Below are 21,131 nucleotides of genomic sequence, written 5' to 3'. Positions count from 1 at the left end.
ATCTCCGTGGATTAATATGTTATTCCTTGTGGATTGCCAAACACCAATATTGATGCCGTCATGAAAATTGCATTACAAAAACGACAATTACCCTATTCCCCTGATCTCGCCATTCACTATTTCGCCCCCCTCTCAGCATTACCTTGGGCCATGCTGTTACATTCTGGAACCGCCAAACATCCGCATAATCGATTTGATATTATCGTCGCTGAACCTGTGACCACTCTTGTTACCCAAGGCGCATCTACCAAAATTAATCGTAATGGGAAGGTTTCTCTTTCTCAGAAAGATCCCTTCCTGCTATTAAAAGAGCACCTTCACACCAGCGGTATTGAGGCTCAGTTTGATCCAGATCTCCCTTTTCAAGGGGGAGCATTAGGTATATGGGGATACGATCTCGGACGACGTATCGAAAAGTTACCTGAATTAGCCACCAATGAACTGAATTTTCCTGATATGGCTATGGGGATTTACGATTGGGGATTGATTATTGACCACCAGCTACAAAAAGCGACGTTACTGAGCTACCACAATATTGACGAACGGCTGACATGGTTAGAGTCTCAGCGAGCAAACCGGAAAGAAGGTTTTTCCCTGACCAGTCCGTGGCAATCCAATATGACAGCCCAGCAATATCACGAAAAAATTGCTCAAATCCATCGCTACCTACGAGAAGGAGATTGCTATCAGGTCAATTTATCACAACGGTTCCATGCCAATTATGCAGGAGATGAATGGCAGGCATTTATCCAGCTCAATGAAAGTAACCAGGCTCCCTTTTCTGCTTTTATCCGCTTGCCTGAGCACTGTATTATCAGCGTTTCACCTGAACGCTTTATTCTTTTGCAAGATCATCACATTCAAACGCGCCCAATAAAGGGAACGTTGCCCCGATTGCAAGATCCCGCAGAGGATCAATTGCAAGCAGAGAAATTAGCCAATTCACGCAAAGATCGCGCGGAAAACCTGATGATTGTTGACCTGCTGAGAAATGACATTGGGCGAGTGGCCACACCAGGCTCGGTTAAAGTACCTGAGTTATTTGTTGTTGAACCTTTTCCGGCCGTACACCATTTGGTTAGTACCATCACGGCAACCTTGCCCGACACATATCACGCCACAGATTTACTGCGTGCCTGTTTTCCAGGTGGATCAATTACAGGTGCCCCTAAAATCCGGGCTATGGAAATCATTGAAGAATTAGAGCCTCATCGCAGGCATGGATATTGTGGTGCGGTTGGCTATATTAGTTTCTGCGGTACAATGGATAGCAATATTACTATTCGTACCTTACTGACAGAAAAAGGAAAAATTTACTGTTGGGCAGGGGGTGGTATCGTCGCAGATAGCATCGCTGAAAAAGAATACCAGGAAACATTTGATAAACTCGGACGGATCTTACCTCAATTAGGGGAACTATCTATACCATGACATCGCTCTCTGACTTCATTCATCGGTTTCAATTGCAGCTTCCTGCACGACCAGCACATTTAGCCAGCAATCAACGGAATGCGGCGGTATTATTGCCGATTATATGTAAGCCAGAACCAACGCTGTTATTCACCCAACGCGCCGCAAGCCTCCGTTCCCACTCAGGGCAAATTGCTTTTCCGGGCGGAGTGGCAGATCCTGAAGACGCTTCTCTCATTGCCACCGCCTTGCGGGAGGCAGAAGAAGAAGTCAGCCTACCGCAAGATAAAGTGCAAATACTGGGGCAATTAGCCCCCTTGGATAGCATTGGCGGTTACCGCGTCACTCCAGTTATTGGGTTAGTTGCCAACCCCGTCTCCTTTCGAACTAATCCAGCAGAAGTAGCAAGCATTTTTGAAATTCCGCTGATTGATACACTTTCCCTCCCCCATTATCGGTATCTGGATATAAAACGCCGCAATCAACCGCGCCGAGTCTATTTTTATTGGCACCAAGAGCACATGATTTGGGGATTAACCGCAGCCATTATTTATCGTTTAGCACAGCAAGTGCAAAAAACGCCCTAAATTGAACACAAAACGCCACAAAACTGTGCATTACTTATCCATAATCATATCAATTGCTATTATAATTAAAAAAAAACTGTAAACTCCTTTATCAACACTACCAAATAACAGTAAAGTAGCGCGCTTTATATAAATAACTATATCTCTCTTCTTTAAAGGAGTCTGGCGTGATTAGCGTTTTCGACATGTTTAAGGTGGGTATTGGCCCATCCAGCTCTCATACTGTTGGTCCTATGAAAGCAGGCAAACAATTTGTCGATGATCTTGTAAACCAGGGGGTAATGTCCTCTATCACGCGTGTAGCTGTTGATGTATACGGCTCACTTTCATTAACCGGGAAAGGTCACCATACGGATATTGCTATCATCATGGGGCTGGCAGGTAATATGCCGGCAACCGTTGATATTGATTCAATCCCTGGTTTTATTCGTGATGTTGAGCAAACTGAGCGTTTGCCGCTGGCAAATGGTTTACACGAAGTCGATTTTCCTCGCGATGGCGGTATGAACTTCCGTAGCGATAACCTCTCACTGCACGAAAATGGCATGCAAATTCATGCGTTCGCCGGTGACGAAAAAGTTTACAGCAAAACCTACTACTCTATCGGTGGTGGTTTTATTGTTGATGAAGAGCATTTTGGCAAGCCATCCCAGGATTCCAAACCTGTTTCTTATCCTTACAGCTCTGCGGCTGAACTGCTGATGAACTGTAATAAAACAGGCTTATCGGTTTCTGGCCTGATGATGAAAAATGAATTGGATTTACACAGCCAAGAAGAAATTGCTGAGTATTTCGCAGATGTCTGGGCAACCATGCAAGCCTGCATTGAGCGTGGCCTGAACACAGAAGGGGTTTTACCAGGCCCACTACGCGTTCCTCGCCGTGCAGCAGCGTTACACCGTATGCTGACATCGTCAAACAAATTATCTAATGACCCAATGAATGTCGTTGATTTAATCAATATGTTTGCGTTGGCCGTCAATGAAGAAAATGCTGCCGGTGGCCGTGTTGTTACAGCACCAACCAATGGCGCATGTGGTATCGTCCCTGCCGTTTTGGCTTATTACAACCATTGCATTGAACCTGTGACACCAGAACTGTACACCCGTTATTTTCTGGCTTCCGGTGCAATCGGCATCTTATATAAGATGAATGCCTCTATTTCGGGTGCTGAAGTTGGTTGTCAGGGGGAAGTTGGGGTTGCCTGTTCTATGGCGGCAGCCGGCATTGCCGAGCTACTCGGCGCAAGCCCTGAGCAGGTTTGTATCGCAGCAGAAATTGGCATGGAACATAACCTCGGCTTGACTTGTGACCCTGTAGCCGGCCAGGTGCAAGTTCCTTGTATTGAACGTAATGCTATTGCATCAGTTAAAGCGATCAATGCTGCCCGTATGGCACTCCGCCGTACCAGTGAACCTCGTGTTTCTCTCGATAAAGTAATTGAGACCATGTACGAAACGGGCAAAGATATGAACGCAAAATACCGTGAAACTTCACGCGGTGGTTTGGCGATAAAAGTTCAATGTGACTAACACAATGAATTGTTCACTTATTATACAGTGAGCGATGGTTCTGCCTGTTTTTTCTACATTTAAATTTTAGCTGAAATAGTATCCCTGCCATTTGGTAGGGATATTTTTTTGGCTGAAACGAGTGACTAAAGCACATTATTTCCCATTTTACGGTAAAAACATCACAATTTTTTTATAAGAAAATTAAGAAAATGTTACCGGAAACAAAAATAAACGCCAAATTATAAGAAATAATTAGAATTTTAAAATGAGTTATTTTTATTTTTAGGAATAAAATATTGTTTTAACCTATCAAAACAGTCTGTCTTAATTTTTCTGACTGATAGCAATTTTCTTGAAGGCTGCTAATGATAATCTAATGACATATTTTCTTATGTAACAGAAGATAAAACCATGACCGTTTTATGTTCACGACTATCCTATTGATTGATAGGAGATTCAATACATTAGAAATCTTGAGTGTGAACTTGCAGTGGTTCTGAATTCAATTGTTATAGAAAGGGGTAAACAAGTGAGTATAGCCATTATGATTGGCACACACGGGGCGGCGGCAGAACAGTTGCTTCATACCACAGAGATGTTGATTGGGGAGCAGGAAAATGTTTCTTATATCGACTTTGTGCCCGGTGAAAATGCTGATACGTTATTCGAGAAATACAACCAAAAGCTGAAATCGCTTGATACAGAACAAGGCGTGCTGTTTTTTGTCGATACCTGGGGTGGTAGTCCATTCAATGCTGCAAACCGCATCGTGGTTGATAAAGACAACTACGAAATCGTCACTGGTGTCAATGTTCCGATGCTGGTTGAAGCTTTCATGTGTCGGGATGATGATCCAACCATGGAAGAGCTGGTTGCTGTCGCACTGGAAACCGGCAAAGAAGGCATTCGAGCCCTTAAAGCAAAACAAGATGAAGAGCCTGCCAAACCTGAACCGGTTAAACCAGCCCCTACCGCTATACCTGTTCCAGCAACTTCAACAACGTCTGCGGGCGGCCATATGAAAATAGCGCTCGCACGTATTGATGACCGCCTTATCCACGGCCAGGTAGCGACCCGCTGGACGAAAGAAACGAACGTCAAGCGTATCATTGTCGTCAGTGATGAAGTTGCCCAGGATACGGTGCGTTCTACCTTGTTGAAACAAGTCGCACCTCCTGGCGTTAGCGCTCATGTCATAGACGTTGCTAAATGCGTTCGGGTTTATAACAACCCCAAATACGCTAACGAACGCGTCATGTTGCTCTTCACCAACCCAACAGATGTCCTGCGTATTGTCGAAGGTGGTGTCGCTATCGAATCCGTAAATATCGGTGGTATGGCTTTCCGTCAAGGAAAAACCCAGATTAACAACGCAATTTCTGTTGATAAAACTGACATTGAAGCCTTTGAAAAACTGAACTCTCGTGGCATAGAGCTGGAAGCTCGTAAGGTTGCCAGTGATAGCCGTTTGAACATGATGGATCTGCTGAAAAAAGCTTAACCATAAAAACCGATGTCATTTTATTAACCATTACTCAATAACAAAATTCTTACCAAATTACATTTGGTTACAGGAGAAAAACAATGGAAATTACCGTTGTTCAACTTGGGTTGATATTCATCGTTGCCTGTATCGCAGGTATGGATTCAATTCTTGATGAATTTCAATTTCACCGGCCATTAGTTGCTTGTACATTAATCGGCTTAGTGCTTGGCGATATGAAAACCGGCATTATCATCGGTGGTACACTGGAAATGATTGCCCTTGGCTGGATGAATATCGGTGCAGCAGTCGCCCCCGATGCCGCATTGGCTTCCATCATTTCAACCATCCTGGTTATCGCAGGTGGGCAAGATGTCGGTGCCGGTATCGCACTGGCTATTCCACTGGCAGCAGCAGGCCAGGTTCTGACTATTATCGTTCGTACTTTAACTGTTGGTTTCCAACACGCAGCAGACAAAGCCGCAGAAAACGGCAATCTTCGTGCAATTAGTGTCCTTCACGTTTTAGCGTTGCTGCTTCAGGCTATGCGAATCGCCATCCCTGCCCTGGTTGTTGCTTTATCAGTAGGGACTTCTGAAGTTCAGCATATGTTGAATTCTATTCCACAAGTGGTCACCAGTGGCCTGAATATCGCCGGCGGTATGATCGTGGTTGTCGGTTATGCAATGGTGATTAACATGATGCGCGCAGGCTATCTGATGCCATTCTTCTACCTTGGTTTCGTAACGGCGGCCTTTACTAACTTCAACCTTGTTGCATTAGGTGTGATTGGTATTGTCATGGCAATCCTGTATATCCAGCTTAGTCCAAAATACAATCAATCACAGGCCGCCGCCCATGCTGGTAATACCCCAAACGACCTTGATAACGAATTAGATTAAGAGGATAAACAACATGTCAGAGGCAACAAATATGGGTCAGAAAAAGCTGACACAAAGCGATATTCGTGGTGTATTCCTCCGTTCTAACCTCTTTCAAGGATCATGGAATTTTGAGCGTATGCAGGCACTCGGCTTCTGCTTCTCAATGATACCTGCCATTCGTCGTCTGTATCCGGAGAATACCGAAGAAAGGAGGCAAGCGCTTAAACGACATATGGAATTTTTTAATACCCATCCTTATGTTGCAGCGCCTATTCTTGGTGTCACCATGGCAATGGAGGAGCAACGGGCCAATGGGGCTGAAATTGATGACGGGGCTATCAACGGTATCAAAGTGGGTTTGATGGGACCTTTGGCGGGTGTAGGTGATCCTATTTTCTGGGGCACTGTTCGTCCGGTATTCGCTGCTCTGGGTGCAGGTATTGCCATGAGTGGCAGTCTGTTAGGCCCTATTCTGTTTTTCCTCCTGTTTAATTTAGTGCGATTACTTACCCGTTACTTGGGTGTGGCTTATGGCTACAAAAAAGGATTGGATATCGTTAAAGATATGGGTGGTGGCTTCTTGCAGAAAATGACGGAAGGAGCGTCAATTCTTGGCTTGTTTGTCATGGGCGCACTGGTCAATAAATGGACCAAAGTGAATATTCCGCTTGTGGTTTCTGAAGTTCCTGATCCAGTCACAGGTGAGATGAAAGTGACGACGGTTCAAACTATCCTTGACCAATTAATGCCCGGCCTGATGCCATTGTTGTTAACATTTGGCTGTATGTGGCTACTGCGGAAGAAAGTCAATCCGTTATGGATTATCATCGGCTTTTTCGTGCTGGGGATCGTCGGTTTCCGTTTTGGTTTCCTTGGCTAGATCCGATATTCCTGCCTGATTGGAATGTTTAGGGGAGGTTTTACCTCCCCCTTTCGTTATTCAACAGCAAATATACTATAAATTTTCCACGTAATATGAAACCAGGGATTAACAATGAGTCTGAATGATATTGTTCTAATAGTTTTAATTATCTTGATGCTCGCCTTTGCGATCTATGATGAATTTATTATCAATCAGCTCAAAGGAAAAACGCTGTTAAATATCAAACTTAAAAGAAAACAGCGAATTGATGCCCTAATATTTATCATTTTGATTGCCATTGTTATTTACAATAATGTCACATCACATGGCAGTCAGTTCACGACCTATTTATTATTATTTATCATCCTGGTGACATTATATCTGGGTTATATTCGCTCACCAAAATTAATATTCAAAAAACAGGGCTTTTATTATGCCAACCGTTTTTTTTCTTATGAAAGCATTAACGCAATGAATTTATCTGAAGATGGCATTCTTATGATGGATTTGGGACAGCATAAAATCTACCTGTCAGTAACGAAACTGGATGACTTAGAAAAAATTTATCAATTTCTTGTCAATAACAGATAATTCCACTTATTTAGCTCCAGATAAATTAAATAAGATCAATAATTCATATTGATCTTATTCCCCTCCCAAAATGGATAACGATAAGCATTATCATTTTCATATTTTAAATATGGCAAAATATTTTTTGCCTTTTATGCTTAATATGATATTGTCCATCGCAGTCATTGGGGAGTAGCCTGTTCCAGAAAACCTCTGGAAAATTCGTATCAACATACTCGTTTAAAGTAAAACGTGGTACGAATACCTAAAGAACCTAATAGCATCAGGGTTTTTATGCTCCGTTATATTTCAAGCGACAATTAACAAAGTGGTAACTTGAAAGATTACGGGGATCAATCGGTTGGCAAGACCATAGACACATAACAACACCATGGGTTGGGGGTGTGTTGTGTGTGTATGGAATCACCCAACCGAGGCTATTTTAATGAATCTCTATGCAACACTTATTCTCGCCCTCGCCCTTTCCATGGATGCGTTTGCCGCTGCCGTAGGAAAAGGAGCCGCCCTCCAGCGACCTCATTTTCGCGAAGCTATCCGCACAGGTATCATCTTCGGCCTGGTTGAAGCCTGTACACCTTTAATCGGTTGGTCATTGGGTCTGTATGCCAGCCAATATATTATGGAGTGGGATCATTGGATTGCCTTTTTCTTGCTGTTGATCCTTGGCTGCCGAATGATCGTCGATAGTTTCAAGCATGAACCTGAAATTTCCTGCCAAACCACGCCTAAGCGCCATAGTTCAGCGGCATTAGTTCTCACTGCAATTGCAACCAGTTTAGACGCGATGGCAATTGGTGTCGGCCTTGCCTTCTTACAAGTTGATATCCTCCACACAGCCATGACAATTGGCCTTATGACCATGATGATGGCTACGCTAGGCATGTTAATTGGTCGTTATATTGGTCCACTATTGGGTAAAAGAGCCGAGTTAGTTGGAGGATTAGTCCTAATTGCCATTGGCTTCAATATATTATTCGAACACCTTAAATTATTTTGGTATGCGGGATAGGGTTATATCAAATACGTCGATATACTTTTAATGTGAAATCTGCTTCACAATTAAACTGCTCTCTCGCTATCAAATGCGTTTTAATTTCTTCTGATGCCCGCCAGGCAAAAGGGGTCATCTGCAATAAATGATGCGCTTGTTCACCATTTAATGACATTGCATAAGCCAGTGTTTCAGTTGAAATTAATTCAAACCCTTCCCATTGTTCCTGATTTTCAGGATGTAAATGTACTTCCTGATAAATCAGCTCTTTCAATTGATACAAGTGACGAGGCCCTGGCGTTACCGTCAGGACAATACCCTCTGTTTTCACCACTCTGGCCAATTCTGCTGCCTTGCAAGGGGCGTAGATCCGTAAAATACCATCGAGCGAACTGTCCGCAAATGGCAACCGATGGCTAGAGGCTACACAGAAATTAACGTCAGGATAACGTTTGGCACCATAACGAATTGCGACTTTCGCCACATCTAATCCATACACGGCTAATTTCCGCTGAAAATTAAGCTGTTCCTGAACCGCCGCTGTGTAATAACCTTCACCACAACCAATATCCAACACAGTGTCAGCGCCTTCTGGCAAATATTCGCCAAGCAATTCAATCGTTTTTTGTTGCAGAGCTTGATAATGGCCGGAATGCAAAAACGCCCTTCTCGCTTGCATCATTTCTATGCTATCCCCAGGCTCTTTTGAGCGTTTATGCTGAACAGGCAGTAAATTGACGTACCCTTCTTTTGCACAATCAAACTGGTGATTGCTTTCGCAACGCCATTGGTGGTTAGCAAACAGTAGCGGTGAGTGACACAAAGGACATTGATAAGACATAACATTCCGGCAGATAGGGAAAAATCAGGGGCGTACTATACCATATTTTTGATGTATACGTTTTTGAACCCCATCTTTTTAAAATTTAAGCCTGACACTCAAGGGGAAAGGCTAAATCCTACATTCTCTGTCGGGGAAACTGGGCTTGCAGGAATGGCAGTAATAATAAGCCTATCATTACTGCGCAGACAGAAATGGTAATAAATAATCCCTTCCAATGATAACATTTTAAAATAATGGCAAAAGGATAACCCGCAAGTGCAGCTCCCGTATAAGCAAAGAGGCCAACAAACCCCGTTGCAGCCCCCGCAGAATCTTTATGGGAACATTCCGCAGCCGCCATCCCAATCAATAATTGTGGGCCAAAAACAAAAAAACCAATGACAAAAAAACCAATTGACTGAAAAATGACACCAGTCATAGGCATCAACCATAAGGCAGCCACAGATAAGAAAATACCCATTGCAAATATCAAGTTCATCGGCCCACGATTACCGCCAAATACTCTATCCGATCCCCAGCCCGCCACCAGCGAGCCTATAAAACCACCTACTTCAAAAAGTGATAATACTGCGTTCGCACTCACTAAATCATAATGATGATATTCTGTCAGATAGAGGTTTCCCCAATCGTTAATCACCGTACGAACGAGATAAACCAAAACGTAACTCAACGAAAGCAACCAAATATATTTATTGCAAAAAACATAGGTTTTCAGTATTTCTCTGGTGGTTAGCCCTTGTCCTTGATTTTCTTGTATCTTTTCTAAATGATCATTACGAAATTGGCCAATGGTCGGTAACCCCATTGTGGTAGGCTTATCACGTAATCGCCAACATAAAAATATCCCGGCCAAAATACCCAAACAGCCCGGCACAATAAATCCTTCTCGCCAGCTAAAATGTAGTGTCAAAAAACTGACGAACAATGCAACCAACGCACTACCTATATGGTGTGACGTATTCCATAGCGACCACCAAAAACCACGCTCTGAGCGAGAATACCAACTGGTAAGCAATTTGGCACAGGGCGGCGACCCCCATCCCTGAAACCACGCGTTTAATATCCACAAAAAGGTAAACATCACAATTGAGCTGGACAAACCAAAAAAGATATTGATGATGCCTGTGGCAATTAATCCGATTCCCATGAAATAACGCGGGTTGGAGCGATCAGAGATAATACCGGAAAGAAATTTGGAACAACCATAAGTGATATAAAACAGGGTTCCAATAAGACCAATGTCTCCTTTATCAAGGCCCAGATCGATTATCATGGCGGGCATCGCATAGTTAAAACTTTTACGGGTAAAGTAAAATAGCGCATATCCCACATAGAGACTCAGCATGATATGCAAGCGCCAGTAGCGGTATTGTTGCCGGATTTCTTCACCAGATAACTGCTTGTAATGTACTGGCTTAGATTGAGAAGAAGCTGTCATGAACCTATTTTAAAGTTTAGGCAAGATAATAGACAAATCCGTTCCCGAATATGTCGAATCACCTTGTCGTTTTTCACTGTGAATTGAGAATGTTCCACCCAAAGCTTGCACACGCTCTCGCATACCACGTAAGCCAAATCCTTTCATATGATCCTCAGACTTACAGCCAATACCATTATCCCTGATCAATAAATGGATCATCCCGTTGATGGAAAAATATAATTCAATACGATCTGCCTGGGAATATTTCATGGCATTATTCAGCGCTTCCTGACAAAGACGGTATAACGTGATTTTGGTTGTATCACTTAATTGCTCAATTGCCATAACTGAATCTGTTGCCCAATGAATTTTTACTAATATGCCATGAGATTCAAACTCCATATCCCGCAATAATTGCTCAATCGCCTCTTTCAAACCGAGATCATCAAGAATTTTAGGCCGCAGTCGGCTAAGTAACGCTTTAGTTGTATCATAAACATTTAGGGATAACGATTCGATAGTTTTAGCGCAATTTGCACTAATCGGTGCCACTTCTACCCGCTGGATAATATTAGCCTGCGTACGAATAGCGGTAATGTTCTGACCAATTTCATCATGCAATTCACGTGCAATCTCTCGCCTTACCGACTCTTCGGCTTTCACCAATTGACGGGACAAGCTGTGATTACAATGAAGTTGACGCTTTAACTGCGCATTAAGGTCACGCTGACGCTGCACCGCCATTCCCAGCATGATCCCCGTTACCGTTTGAGTTAACAGTGATAGCAAGAGATCCGTGATCTCCATATTTGAAACACTATTATTCGAGACACCATTGCGAGCGGCAATCAAAGCAATACTGTTTAGCAAAGTGCCGACTATAGCACCTTGCCAGCCGTAACGAAAAGCCAACAAGATAATAGGGATCGCCAGACAAAATGGGGCAAAGTAACGCAACTCATTCGGAAGACCAACTTGAAGGAAAATATTTAGTATAAACAATAAACTATGAAAAATAATATGTCTCAGGTGAAACTGAATATGATGTGATACAAGATTAGCCGTCAGGGGAAACCAAATATTTTGGAACAGGTAGTGCCATACCAAATAGCACAAAGGAACTAACATGACACCACCAGTTAAACTCACCAAAAAAGCAATACTCAGAGCAGAATTATGGTTGCTGATCGCCGCCACATTAATCATGGAAGTTGCCAAAATGACACCCGCCATAACGGCAAATCGCTGCCATTGGCTGCCACAATAGTAGCGACTGGCAAACCAAACAAGAGGAAAACTGGTCACGCTAGCAGTTAATACCGTCAGCCATTGTAACTGCCCCATTAGGAGCGTCAAACAGATGGTAAGCCCCCATTCTGCGCCGTAAATAGTCGCCCAATAACGCTTGGGCGTATGGAGAGTAATGCCGAGGCGCAAAGCAAAAGGAAAAAAGAGGATAGCCAATTCAGAGTCGTTGACGAAATAGTAGGCGATGACCCATAAGCAGAACCACCAACAAGAAAACAGTAACCCGCCGCAAAATGAATTGATCAGATATTGATTAAATATAAAGAAAGATTTACCAGATAACACGCTAACTCCCTGCCATTCCTTGCTATTATGCTGAATCTTTTGGATTTCTGTTTTTGCTGATTTTCGTGTATTTCAGATTGTTTTGGGCTATTTTTGGATTATTAGCACCCCACTAATATAGGAGCCTGAATAGGAAAGTATCAAAGATGGCCTACTATAGCATAGAAAAGCGCCCCCACGCGCAGACGGCCCCCCCCCCGCTATCGTTGCACCGTTGGTGTTAAATCTGGTGGTAAATATATTTACAGAGAAATCCGCCCCTTACGTAAATGGGCTGTTAAATCCCATTAGCGTAATCAGTCAAAATTTGGCTGAGTTGAAATTGGGGAACGCATCATCGCCTCAGAGCAAATGATACCGGGTGGCAGGGGTAGATTAGGATGTGGTGTGAATAACACCCTAAAAATCACAAAAAAATGACATTTGCAACATATTTATTTTTACATTACAAATCAATTTGTTATATGCATTTTAGTCAAGAAAATTAGTTGTGAAATGTCTCAAAAAAAGACAGAAATAATAGAGAATATTCACGCCTTAAGATATACTCCTCCGTGAGAGTTAGCAATTTGATAGCACGGATTCATTGGAGGTTTCTATGTTTTGCGAAATAAAAGTAGCCCAAATGGCTGCGTACCTGCTATCGAAAGGTGGCGGGCGCATGGCATACCTGAAACTCATGAAGCTCATGTATCTATCTGACAGGGAGCATATGAGGAAATACGGGGAGTCAATCAGCGGTGACCGTATGGTATCTATGCCTCACGGACCTGTACTTTCATATTCACTCGATTTAATGAATGGCTCTAGCCAAGGTTCAGATGAGGGCTGGGGAAAGTGGATTGCTGGCGCTAGTGATTATGAACTGGAGACAAAGCTACCATCAGTTAAACGCGATGAATATGACGAGTTAACAGATGCTGAGCTTGCTGTTCTGGATGGCGTTTATTCAGAATACGGTTATATGACAAAATGGCAGATAAGGGACTACACACATTCGCATTGCACTGAGTGGTTCGATCCTCACGGTGGTTCATACCCGATCGACCCAAAAAACGTTTTCCTTGCCCTTGGAAAATCAAATGAGGTTGCGATACAGCTTGCAAACAGAATGCGAGAACAAAACGAACTAGATCGAGTTATTGGCGAATTAGTATGACAATTAACTTTGCACCTGTTAAAAAGGGAACCATAATGTTATTTACAGGTGCGAAGGAACATTTGTTCTTTATTTGCAGCGATCCTGTGCTTTACCCTCAACTTACCAAAGAATGTTTTCTTGCTGTTAATTTAACCACCATTTATCCCGATATTGAATATGACAAAACCTGTATTTTAAGTGTTGGCGATCATCCTTTTGTAAAGCATGATAGTTATATTCTGTATAAAAAAGCTGAAATACTGGGAGTTGATACAGTGATAAGTCAAGTCATTGCTGGTGATATCAGAGTATCAGAACCTTGCCGTAATGAGGTGTTTGATAGAATACTGAACGGATTTAATACTTCCCCTCATGTGAAACCCAAAGTAAGAAAGTTCTACACTAAATATTGCGTTTAATTTTAATATTGCATTTATTCAATACCATTAAATAGTGCCTATCATTAAGAGCTATTACCAAAGTGAGGACCACTGTAACAGGACTCCTTAAACTAAAGGAATTCCTGTAGTTAATTTCATGCCTCTGTTTGAAACGGCAGAAGCCCAAAAGACGGGAAATCTCACCTTTATCTAACCTGTTGCTTTTACTTATTTCCCGCATGGAACAGGAATTCAATTAAATCAATTGGTTATAAAATATTTATTGTAGCTTGTTGATTTTTCTTATTTCTGTCACTGTGCCGGAAATTAAGGAAATCAAAGGGTTAACTCTCATATTATGGGACGTCCATATATAGCAATCACCTCTGTGCCAGAAACGGACATTATAGCATTATGCTATGTTAATTTAATGTGAATAAGTCACCTTTTATCATCCTTAACTTAAATGTTAGATTAGCAATATCGTTTAAAAAAACATAGATCTTGCGCAGCAAATAATTGATAAAATGGTGTAATGTATACTCACTTCTGATATCGAAGTTTGTCATTCAGTTAGTATGAATAGTTAAGGAGTCCCCTTGTTAAGGGTAAAAGATGAACTTGACGAGTTCAGTAAACTTGCGGATCAATACATCATTACGGGTGATCACGCTTCTTTAGCTACGTTAGTCGAGAGTTTTACAGAACGGGATTTCACCTTTTCTCACCCCTTATACGAAGCACATTATCTTTACTGCTTAGGAAATTGCTATTCTGAACTCTATGAAACTTGTAAAACAGAGTGGTATTCAGATGATTTGATGAAATCTGTCATCTTCTACAGAAAAGCTTTACATGCTCTCCCTAAAGTAGATTGGAGAGAACACGAAAATAATATTCATGCATATAATGTTCTTAGATCTATGATTGAGACAAATTTAGCTAATCGCCTTTCATCACAGGGAAGAGCACTATGTTGCATCCCGCACTATGATAAAGCTATTTCTATAGATAATAATCCCGTAGCTATTATATCAAAAGCTAATAATGAATTATTCCTTGGTTATTCACTTTATGACAACGGGCATTCAGAATATCATTACTTTATTGCTTATGAACTTGTAAGAAAAGGAATTGAGAATATCAAGAGGCTATATCCTGAACAAAGAACGCCACTTGAGGAAGGAGGTCGATTATTAAATTTTAAAAAATGGTTTGAGGGTTATTTTGAAACATCAGCTTTCGATTACTTCAAAGAACATACTGAAAAGTTCACATCAAAAAAACAGAAAAACTATTTAGAATGGTGTGCCAAAAACAGACTCTTTCTTAATGACTTGAATGATGCTTGTGAGTACCAAATCACTTATCAGGATGTTTTTTCATTACCATCATTCATTCAATCACTTAATAGTTCTCTTACCATGCATGAAGAACTATCCTATCACGGTAATTATGATGAATTAAAAAATGATTACTGCTATGCTCGGTATTTAATATATTCTTCAAAAGATATACCGGATGATGCTCCTCATATGTTCAATTCAACCTATCAACACGTTGAAGATATGACTTACTCAATTAATAATTTAAAGGTTGCTCAGTATAAATCAGCATTTAGAATAGTATATTCACTTTTTGATAAAATAGCATATTTAATTAGTCATTTTTTTGATTTAAATGATCTAAAATATGACACGAAAATAAATATAGATAATTTATTTCGTGATTTCACAGGTAAGAATAATGAATGGAAACCCCATAAAAAACTGAAGGATAGCGATAATCATTTTATTCATGCTTTATTCTATATATTAAAAGATATCCGCAAAGTTGGTAGCTCCGATTCAGTATCAAAATGGTTAGATCCAAATGCAGTAGCATTTGCAGAAATTAGAAATGCGATGGAACATCGTTCATTAAAAATAGTTGATGATTTTGGCTATGAACTCGCAACATCACATAATACTTACAATGATGAAAAGTTTAGAAAGTTGCAAGAAGAGGTTAATACGATACCAGATGAAATTAGAGAAATTGAATTAACGCTTAAAAAAACCAAGGAAGATAATGATTCTCATTTATCCAAGCAACTTAAAGAACAAATTAATAAGCTAAACTCAAGACTTACAGACCTAAAATCAAAGATCTGTGAAAAAGAAAAACTATCTTCTCACTCTCTTTTAATACCAATAAGCCAATTTGAATCAAGAATTATGCAACTCATTGGCTTAGCTCGAAACTCAATAATTTACCTATCATTAGCTATCCATTTTGAAGAGCGCAGGCGCCCAAAAGATGGTATCTATATGCCAAGAGAAGTACCACAAAGCCAGGGCGGAAGCTGAAGGCTGGCATTACGGCACCCCAATAGCACCCCCTGAAAACTGTAATCCATTGATTTTTATAAATAGCAAACCTATCAATACACATTAAAGATCACTAGTGGCAAAATAATTCGCCAAACCAACGTTATTGGTTACCCCTAATTTACTCATCGCATTGGCTCGATGGACATGTACGGTTTTATGGCTTAATCCTAATTCAGCCGCTATAGCTTTTACATCCATACCACTAGCCAACATCTCTCCAACTTGTCGTTCTCGTTTAGTCAGGTATTCCAATGAAGACGGATTGCTCTTTGATGACGTTAAATTAAGTACAATATCCGGTGTAAGATAACAACCATTATTGGCTGTGGTTCGCACCGCCTGGATCAGCTCATCCGGACTGCAACGTTTACTGAGATAACTGCGCGCACCCGCTTTCAAGGCATTCTCCACCATCGTGGCAGAATCATGAACACTCAGCATAATACAGGTCATGCCTGAAGGAAGATCTTTCAGTAGTGAAAGCCCGCTTTCATCTTTCATTGAAATATCAAGAATACAAACCGTTGCACCCGATCCCGGTAATCCTTGTCGGGCTTCAGCACATGAACTGAACTCCCCCACAACTTCAATATCAGACTCTAAATTCAGCAACTGAGCGAATCCTGAACGCACAACAACATGATCATCAACCAATGCTACTTTAATCATCATCATTTATTATCGAATTAAGTATCGGGCTAAACTACTCTTATTGATATAGTTTCGCAATAGTACGTAATAGATAGAAAATAGGGGATATCAGGGTAAAAAATGATGAAAAGATGCTACTGTGGATAACAGCAGCATCAGTAAATTTTTAGTGTAGCTTAATGTACTTTCTTCGCTTTTCGAATCTTTCTCTCTTCCGCAATAGCGACTAAAGCAAGTAAGCCGAGGCATACGAATGCTGAGGCATCAAGAGCAACAAATGTCCCTTTCCAACCCGTCAAACCAAAGACCGGCACACCATCAGCAATCATTCCCAAACCGAGCTTAGCAAAGCTATCACCGATTAAATAAGCAAATGTTCCTTTAACACCATCAGCCACACTGATCGCTTTTTTCGGTACAAACCCAACAGCAGCCACACCAATCAACAATTGAGGGCCAAATACCAGGAAACCAAGCACAAACAGAGAGCCTAAGTACATGTATTCACTGGTTGCATGTTGATAAAATTCAAGGCAGACAATAATCAACCCTAACGAGACACAGGCAACCAGGGCACGGCGGCCATTCGCCAAATCTGACAAATACCCCCACATTAATGTGCCCACCAGTGCCCCTATTTCAAATAGGGTAAAACCAGTGATAGCGGTTTCTTTTGATTGTCCCAGTTCCTGATACGCATACACTGTTGACCATTGGTCGATACCAATACGCACGATGTAAAGGAAGATGTTGGCAAAACAGAGCAGCCAGATCACTTTGTTTTTTAATACATATTCAACAAAGATCTCACGTTTGGTCATCTGGTTTTCTTCTGCTGCGATATCTTCTTCGCTGACAGGCTCATTAAATAACTCTTCTACCTTACCCAAACCGTAACTTTCCGGGGAATCGCTACCATAACGCAATCCAATGAAACCAATGATCAGGGCGATAATAGACGGGAAAATAAACATCCCTATTACATGACCATCAAAGAAATAATTGGCACCAAAGAGTGCCACCCCAGCCGCAGCGGCACCACCTACATTATGTGACATATTCCACAAGCCCAGGTAGGTTCCGCGCTTGTTACGGGGAGTCCATTTCGTAATAGTGGAATAGCTGGCAGGCCCACCTATACTCTGGAAAAAGCCACTCAACGCATAAAATGCCACCATCAAGAAGATACTGATGCCAGAATTCCCCATACTCATGCTAAACCCTAACATGGCAATACCAGATAGGATCAGCATAAATGGCAGGAATTGTTTGGTATTTTTGCCATCGGCATAATAAGCAACAACGGTTTTACCAATACCATAAGTAATAGAAAAACCTAACCCTATCAACCCAAGCTGCGTCATCGACAGACCATAAGTCGAGATCATATCGTTTTGGGCTATGTTAAAGTTTTTACGTACCAAGTACATAGCCATATAGCCAATAAAAACCACCAAATACGACTGCATAAAGGGTTTGAACCACATTCTACGGCGTACTTCCACTGGAAGATCCAGGGTTGGCTTACGAATTTGTTCTAGAATTTTAAACATTTGAAATCCTTAGATAACCACGAGAAAAAGCGCCTTTTTGAGCAGGTGAAAATAAAAAAGGCAAATCACAAGAAAGCAAAAGTTTTCGTAGTTATAGTTTTCGTAAATATAATTTACACAGATATAATTATTATCTTGTCAGTTTAGAAAACTAAAGGAAGGTTGGCGTGAGCTATGGTCTTAGTTGAACCAAGAATATTTCCTAGTTTTACCTTGTTCTAGCATAAAGCGTGAAAGAAATCACACTCCTTGCTCGGTAAGGAACGAAAATACTAAGCTTATTCCGCCAATATTTGCACAACGAAATGTCTGAACAATGAATAAACTCAAAACAGGTGATATGCTGAAAACACAGTTGCAGGATGGCTGGGTTGAGAATCAGGTAACGCAGGTAAAAAATAACTACGAAAAAAATTAAAACAGATTTAATAAGATAGCGGTGAATTTTCACCGCTATTGTTATATGGTTATTTAAACGCTATTAGGGAATTAGAAGCGAATTTCTGCTCCCATGACGTAGGTTCTGCCACGGGCAGTTTGTGTTTTAGTGTCTTGCTCTCCTAAGAACGCCGATGAATTCATACGGTTCAATGCATCAGAATAGTTTCGGTTAGTTAAGTTTTGAACGGAAAATTTAACTAACACATTTTTATTAATTTGATAATCGGTATACAAATCAATAATTGTCGGTATTTTATCATCTTTTATCATATGTGCCAGCATAACACCGTCTTCATTCAGTTCCATTGAAGATTCCTGACGATAAGATTTCCCTGTATATTTTGCAATAGCGCCAATACGTATTTTTTCATCAAATAAGCGTATTCCCATATCCAGCGTAGCATAACGTTCCGGTAATTGAGACGCAGGGCTTGCACCAAAAATAATTGATGAAATTGAAGTTGGCTGCTGTGTTTTTTGCTGACTATATGCCAGTACACTATAGAATATGCCAGCATCATAATTCATCGACAATTCATAACCGCGCATAGTTACTGGTGTCAGGCTATTGCTATAGATATACATATTAAAGTCAGGACTGACTCCAGCCCAATCTTCACCTGTTAATGTTCCATCATTTTTACAAATTCTACCTTCTGCACAAAGTAAATAAGATTCATTAAGGATATAATTTTTGATTTTAGTATGAAACATTGTAGCCTTAAGGCGGAATGAATCTCCTTCCGTGATGAGATTCGGACGATAGCTATTAAATCCAATTTGATAGGTATCTGCTTTTTCTCCTTTCAGGAAGGGATTAATAGAAGCTCCCCCTTCATTAGAATAAAAAATTTCCTGCGTATTAGGTGCTCGCATTGAATGCGTATAGCTTACAAATGGTTCAAATTCAGGGATAATTTCTGCTGATAATAAGATACTTGGATTAAACCCACGCTCTTCTAAGTTTAGTTGCGCCTCGCCCTGTGGGAAACAATTTACTTGTTCGTCACAGGCTGATTTTAGTCCCTTGACACTATAATCCAAATAATTTAATCCCAGATTGGCGGTATAAATTCCTCGTTCTATTTTTAATCTACTATAAATGCTGGAAATATCTTGCTCTCCACTTGGAGCAAAGGGATTTCTTTCCTCTGTAGATTGATATTCCTCAGATAAATCTATACCTGTTTTCTTATTAAATTTGGTATGCATCAATTTACTACCAAGAGTAAATGAAAAGTCTGTATCGGCATAACTAAACCTACTCGTATTTTTAACATCAATAGAGTTAGATTTATTATGCGATTCACTTTTACCCAAGCCACTTAGGTTATTACCCTGGAAATGCTGTTCTCCATTTGTCTTACTAAGAAAAATTCTGGTATCAATCAACTCACTAAATGGTGTGTAATGATATTTCAAATAATAATCATTATTATCAACGTGACGACTGTTAAATTTATTATGGTAGAAACGACCACTTAATTCCAGATCATGAAAATCATTGGGTTTAATATTGATTTTCATCAATTGAGAATTTGGCTTTTGTTTAAATGTGTTGCTGGTACCAAATTCTTCACTGCTCATACCATCTGCATTTCGATAGTGAGCTTCAATACTGTGTCCACTGACAGCAAATAAGGCGCCTAAAGAGCCTTCTGGAGTGAATGCCTGTGTCTTTCCTGCAAAAGCCATCATACCACTTCGACCAACACCATTGTTACCATATGTCCACTTAGTACGGACTCCCAGATTATTGCCTTCGAATATGACATCATCAATACCAATTGTACGGAAATTGGCACTTCCAACTAAGGCATTAATAGAATCAGCGTCATCAGCTTGCCCTCGGGCAATGTCAACTCGAATAATGAAATTAGGATCAACCAAGGCACCAAACTGATTGTAAGGTTGGCCTCCATGTGCAAATTCACTCGGCGCTGTACCATAGAAGGTTTGGCTGATACCATCCACCATCATATTAACGCGGCCGAAGCCACTTAAGCCACGGATATTAACACTGACGACCCCTTGCCCCTGGCTTGCATCCATCTGGGTATAAGTGCCTGGTAAGCTACGCAACACGCTATCTACGGATTCTAATTTGTGATCTTCCCCCACAGAACTATAAGCGCCCGGTTTTTCCATGGCCTCAATCTGAGGAGAATTATGATTATCCTGAGAACCTGAGACTTTCAGGCTACTGAACCGTATGATCTTCTCTTTTTTATCTTCATTGACATTTTCAGCATAAGCGATACCCTGAAGCCCAATCAGCATTGCGCTGGCTCCAGCTATTTTTGCCACGGTTTTCATTAATATATTACCTTAAATTGAAGTATATTTATTACTGCTCACATCGCTTCACAAATTTGTGCAATAAAATACCCAAGACACTGATAAAATTATCAGCA

17 protein-coding genes and 1 riboswitch are annotated in these 21,131 nt (G+C 40.9%); of the genes, 11 read left to right on the top strand and 6 right to left on the bottom strand.

Annotated elements, in window-relative coordinates; genetic code table 11:
• The first annotated feature begins 60 nt into the window (after positions 1–60).
• The 8 genes from pabB (at position 61) to mntP (ending at position 8,340) form a co-directional block, all read left to right on the top strand.
• The gene (gene pabB / locus Xedl_RS01100; protein ID WP_074022223.1) at positions 61–1,431 is read left to right on the top strand and encodes an aminodeoxychorismate synthase component 1; all 1,371 of its coding nucleotides are present in this window, start codon (positions 61–63) and stop codon (positions 1,429–1,431) included.
• A complete protein-coding gene (locus Xedl_RS01095) occupies positions 1,428–1,997 on the top strand; it encodes a CoA pyrophosphatase (protein ID WP_074022222.1) in 570 nt (189 codons plus the stop codon). Before pabB ends, Xedl_RS01095 begins: the two co-directional genes overlap by 4 nt.
• Before the next feature lie 167 nt (positions 1,998–2,164).
• The gene (locus tag Xedl_RS01090) at positions 2,165–3,529 is read left to right on the top strand and encodes an L-serine ammonia-lyase (protein ID WP_074022221.1); all 1,365 of its coding nucleotides are present in this window, start codon (positions 2,165–2,167) and stop codon (positions 3,527–3,529) included.
• A 511-nt stretch (positions 3,530–4,040) separates the two neighbouring features.
• Entirely contained in the window at positions 4,041–5,012 is a 972-nt protein-coding gene (manX, locus tag Xedl_RS01085; protein WP_074022220.1) for a PTS mannose transporter subunit IIAB, read from the top strand.
• A gap of 83 nt (positions 5,013–5,095) precedes the next feature.
• Positions 5,096–5,896: a PTS mannose/fructose/sorbose transporter subunit IIC gene (locus Xedl_RS01080; RefSeq protein WP_074022219.1), complete on the top strand. Its 801-nt coding sequence runs from the start codon at positions 5,096–5,098 to the stop codon at positions 5,894–5,896.
• A 13-nt stretch (positions 5,897–5,909) separates the two neighbouring features.
• Positions 5,910–6,758 (top strand): PTS mannose transporter subunit IID, encoded by an 849-nt coding sequence (locus tag Xedl_RS01075; protein WP_074022218.1) that lies wholly within the window; start codon positions 5,910–5,912, stop codon positions 6,756–6,758.
• A gap of 114 nt (positions 6,759–6,872) precedes the next feature.
• Positions 6,873–7,331 (top strand): DUF986 family protein, encoded by a 459-nt coding sequence (locus Xedl_RS01070; protein ID WP_074022217.1) that lies wholly within the window; start codon positions 6,873–6,875, stop codon positions 7,329–7,331.
• Positions 7,332–7,485: 154 nt separating this feature from the next.
• A riboswitch (yybP-ykoY riboswitch) is annotated at positions 7,486–7,609 on the top strand.
• A gap of 146 nt (positions 7,610–7,755) precedes the next feature.
• Positions 7,756–8,340, top strand: a complete 585-nt coding sequence (mntP, locus tag Xedl_RS01065) for a manganese efflux pump MntP (RefSeq protein WP_143187360.1) — start codon at positions 7,756–7,758, stop codon at positions 8,338–8,340.
• Between the two features lie 7 nt (positions 8,341–8,347).
• On the opposite strand, the gene rlmA is transcribed toward mntP, so the two are convergent.
• From rlmA to uhpB, 3 genes are all read right to left on the bottom strand, one after another.
• On the bottom strand, positions 8,348–9,163 hold the full coding sequence (rlmA, locus tag Xedl_RS01060; protein ID WP_074022215.1) for a 23S rRNA (guanine(745)-N(1))-methyltransferase: 816 nt from the start codon (positions 9,161–9,163) through the stop codon (positions 8,348–8,350).
• Positions 9,164–9,281: 118 nt separating this feature from the next.
• On the bottom strand, positions 9,282–10,604 hold the full coding sequence (gene uhpC, locus Xedl_RS01055) for an MFS transporter (RefSeq protein ID WP_074022214.1): 1,323 nt from the start codon (positions 10,602–10,604) through the stop codon (positions 9,282–9,284).
• A 9-nt stretch (positions 10,605–10,613) separates the two neighbouring features.
• On the bottom strand, positions 10,614–12,179 hold the full coding sequence (gene uhpB, locus Xedl_RS01050; protein ID WP_244149650.1) for a signal transduction histidine-protein kinase/phosphatase UhpB: 1,566 nt from the start codon (positions 12,177–12,179) through the stop codon (positions 10,614–10,616).
• A gap of 661 nt (positions 12,180–12,840) precedes the next feature.
• Between uhpB and Xedl_RS01045 the strand changes: the two genes are divergently transcribed.
• The 3 genes from Xedl_RS01045 (at position 12,841) to Xedl_RS01035 (ending at position 16,048) form a co-directional block, all read left to right on the top strand.
• Complete coding sequence (locus Xedl_RS01045; protein ID WP_244149649.1) at positions 12,841–13,338, top strand: Panacea domain-containing protein; 498 nt, start codon at positions 12,841–12,843, stop codon at positions 13,336–13,338.
• Positions 13,335–13,739, top strand: a complete 405-nt coding sequence (locus Xedl_RS23890) for a hypothetical protein (protein WP_143187359.1) — start codon at positions 13,335–13,337, stop codon at positions 13,737–13,739. Before Xedl_RS01045 ends, Xedl_RS23890 begins: the two co-directional genes overlap by 4 nt.
• 560 nt (positions 13,740–14,299) lie before the next feature.
• On the top strand, positions 14,300–16,048 hold the full coding sequence (locus Xedl_RS01035) for an LA2681 family HEPN domain-containing protein (protein ID WP_074022212.1): 1,749 nt from the start codon (positions 14,300–14,302) through the stop codon (positions 16,046–16,048).
• 84 nt (positions 16,049–16,132) lie between these two features.
• On the opposite strand, the gene uhpA is transcribed toward Xedl_RS01035, so the two are convergent.
• The 3 genes from uhpA to Xedl_RS01020 form a co-directional block, all read right to left on the bottom strand.
• Positions 16,133–16,741, bottom strand: a complete 609-nt coding sequence (gene uhpA, locus Xedl_RS01030; protein WP_074022315.1) for a response regulator transcription factor UhpA — start codon at positions 16,739–16,741, stop codon at positions 16,133–16,135.
• Positions 16,742–16,899: 158 nt separating this feature from the next.
• Positions 16,900–18,276: a hexose-6-phosphate:phosphate antiporter gene (uhpT, locus tag Xedl_RS01025; RefSeq protein ID WP_074022211.1), complete on the bottom strand. Its 1,377-nt coding sequence runs from the start codon at positions 18,274–18,276 to the stop codon at positions 16,900–16,902.
• 489 nt (positions 18,277–18,765) lie between these two features.
• Complete coding sequence (locus Xedl_RS01020) at positions 18,766–21,033, bottom strand: TonB-dependent receptor domain-containing protein (protein WP_074022210.1); 2,268 nt, start codon at positions 21,031–21,033, stop codon at positions 18,766–18,768.
• Positions 21,034–21,131 lie beyond the last annotated feature (98 nt).

It is taken from the genome of Xenorhabdus eapokensis (genome assembly GCF_001908105.1).
This window is presented reverse-complemented; position numbering and strand designations above follow the sequence as displayed.

Coding starts and splice junctions, on each gene's coding strand:
- pabB (WP_074022223.1), top strand. CDS start 61: ATGAAAATTGCATTACAAAAACGACAATTACCCTATTCCCCTGATCTC.
- Xedl_RS01095 (WP_074022222.1), top strand. CDS start 1,428: ATGACATCGCTCTCTGACTTCATTCATCGGTTTCAATTGCAGCTTCCT.
- Xedl_RS01080 (WP_074022219.1), top strand. CDS start 5,096: ATGGAAATTACCGTTGTTCAACTTGGGTTGATATTCATCGTTGCCTGT.
- Xedl_RS01075 (WP_074022218.1), top strand. CDS start 5,910: ATGTCAGAGGCAACAAATATGGGTCAGAAAAAGCTGACACAAAGCGAT.
- Xedl_RS01070 (WP_074022217.1), top strand. CDS start 6,873: ATGAGTCTGAATGATATTGTTCTAATAGTTTTAATTATCTTGATGCTC.
- mntP (WP_143187360.1), top strand. CDS start 7,756: ATGAATCTCTATGCAACACTTATTCTCGCCCTCGCCCTTTCCATGGAT.
- rlmA (WP_074022215.1), bottom strand. CDS start 9,163: ATGTCTTATCAATGTCCTTTGTGTCACTCACCGCTACTGTTTGCTAAC.
- uhpC (WP_074022214.1), bottom strand. CDS start 10,604: ATGACAGCTTCTTCTCAATCTAAGCCAGTACATTACAAGCAGTTATCT.
- Xedl_RS01045 (WP_244149649.1), top strand. CDS start 12,841: ATGGCATACCTGAAACTCATGAAGCTCATGTATCTATCTGACAGGGAG.
- Xedl_RS23890 (WP_143187359.1), top strand. CDS start 13,335: ATGACAATTAACTTTGCACCTGTTAAAAAGGGAACCATAATGTTATTT.
- uhpA (WP_074022315.1), bottom strand. CDS start 16,741: ATGATTAAAGTAGCATTGGTTGATGATCATGTTGTTGTGCGTTCAGGA.
- uhpT (WP_074022211.1), bottom strand. CDS start 18,276: ATGTTTAAAATTCTAGAACAAATTCGTAAGCCAACCCTGGATCTTCCA.
- Xedl_RS01020 (WP_074022210.1), bottom strand. CDS start 21,033: ATGAAAACCGTGGCAAAAATAGCTGGAGCCAGCGCAATGCTGATTGGG.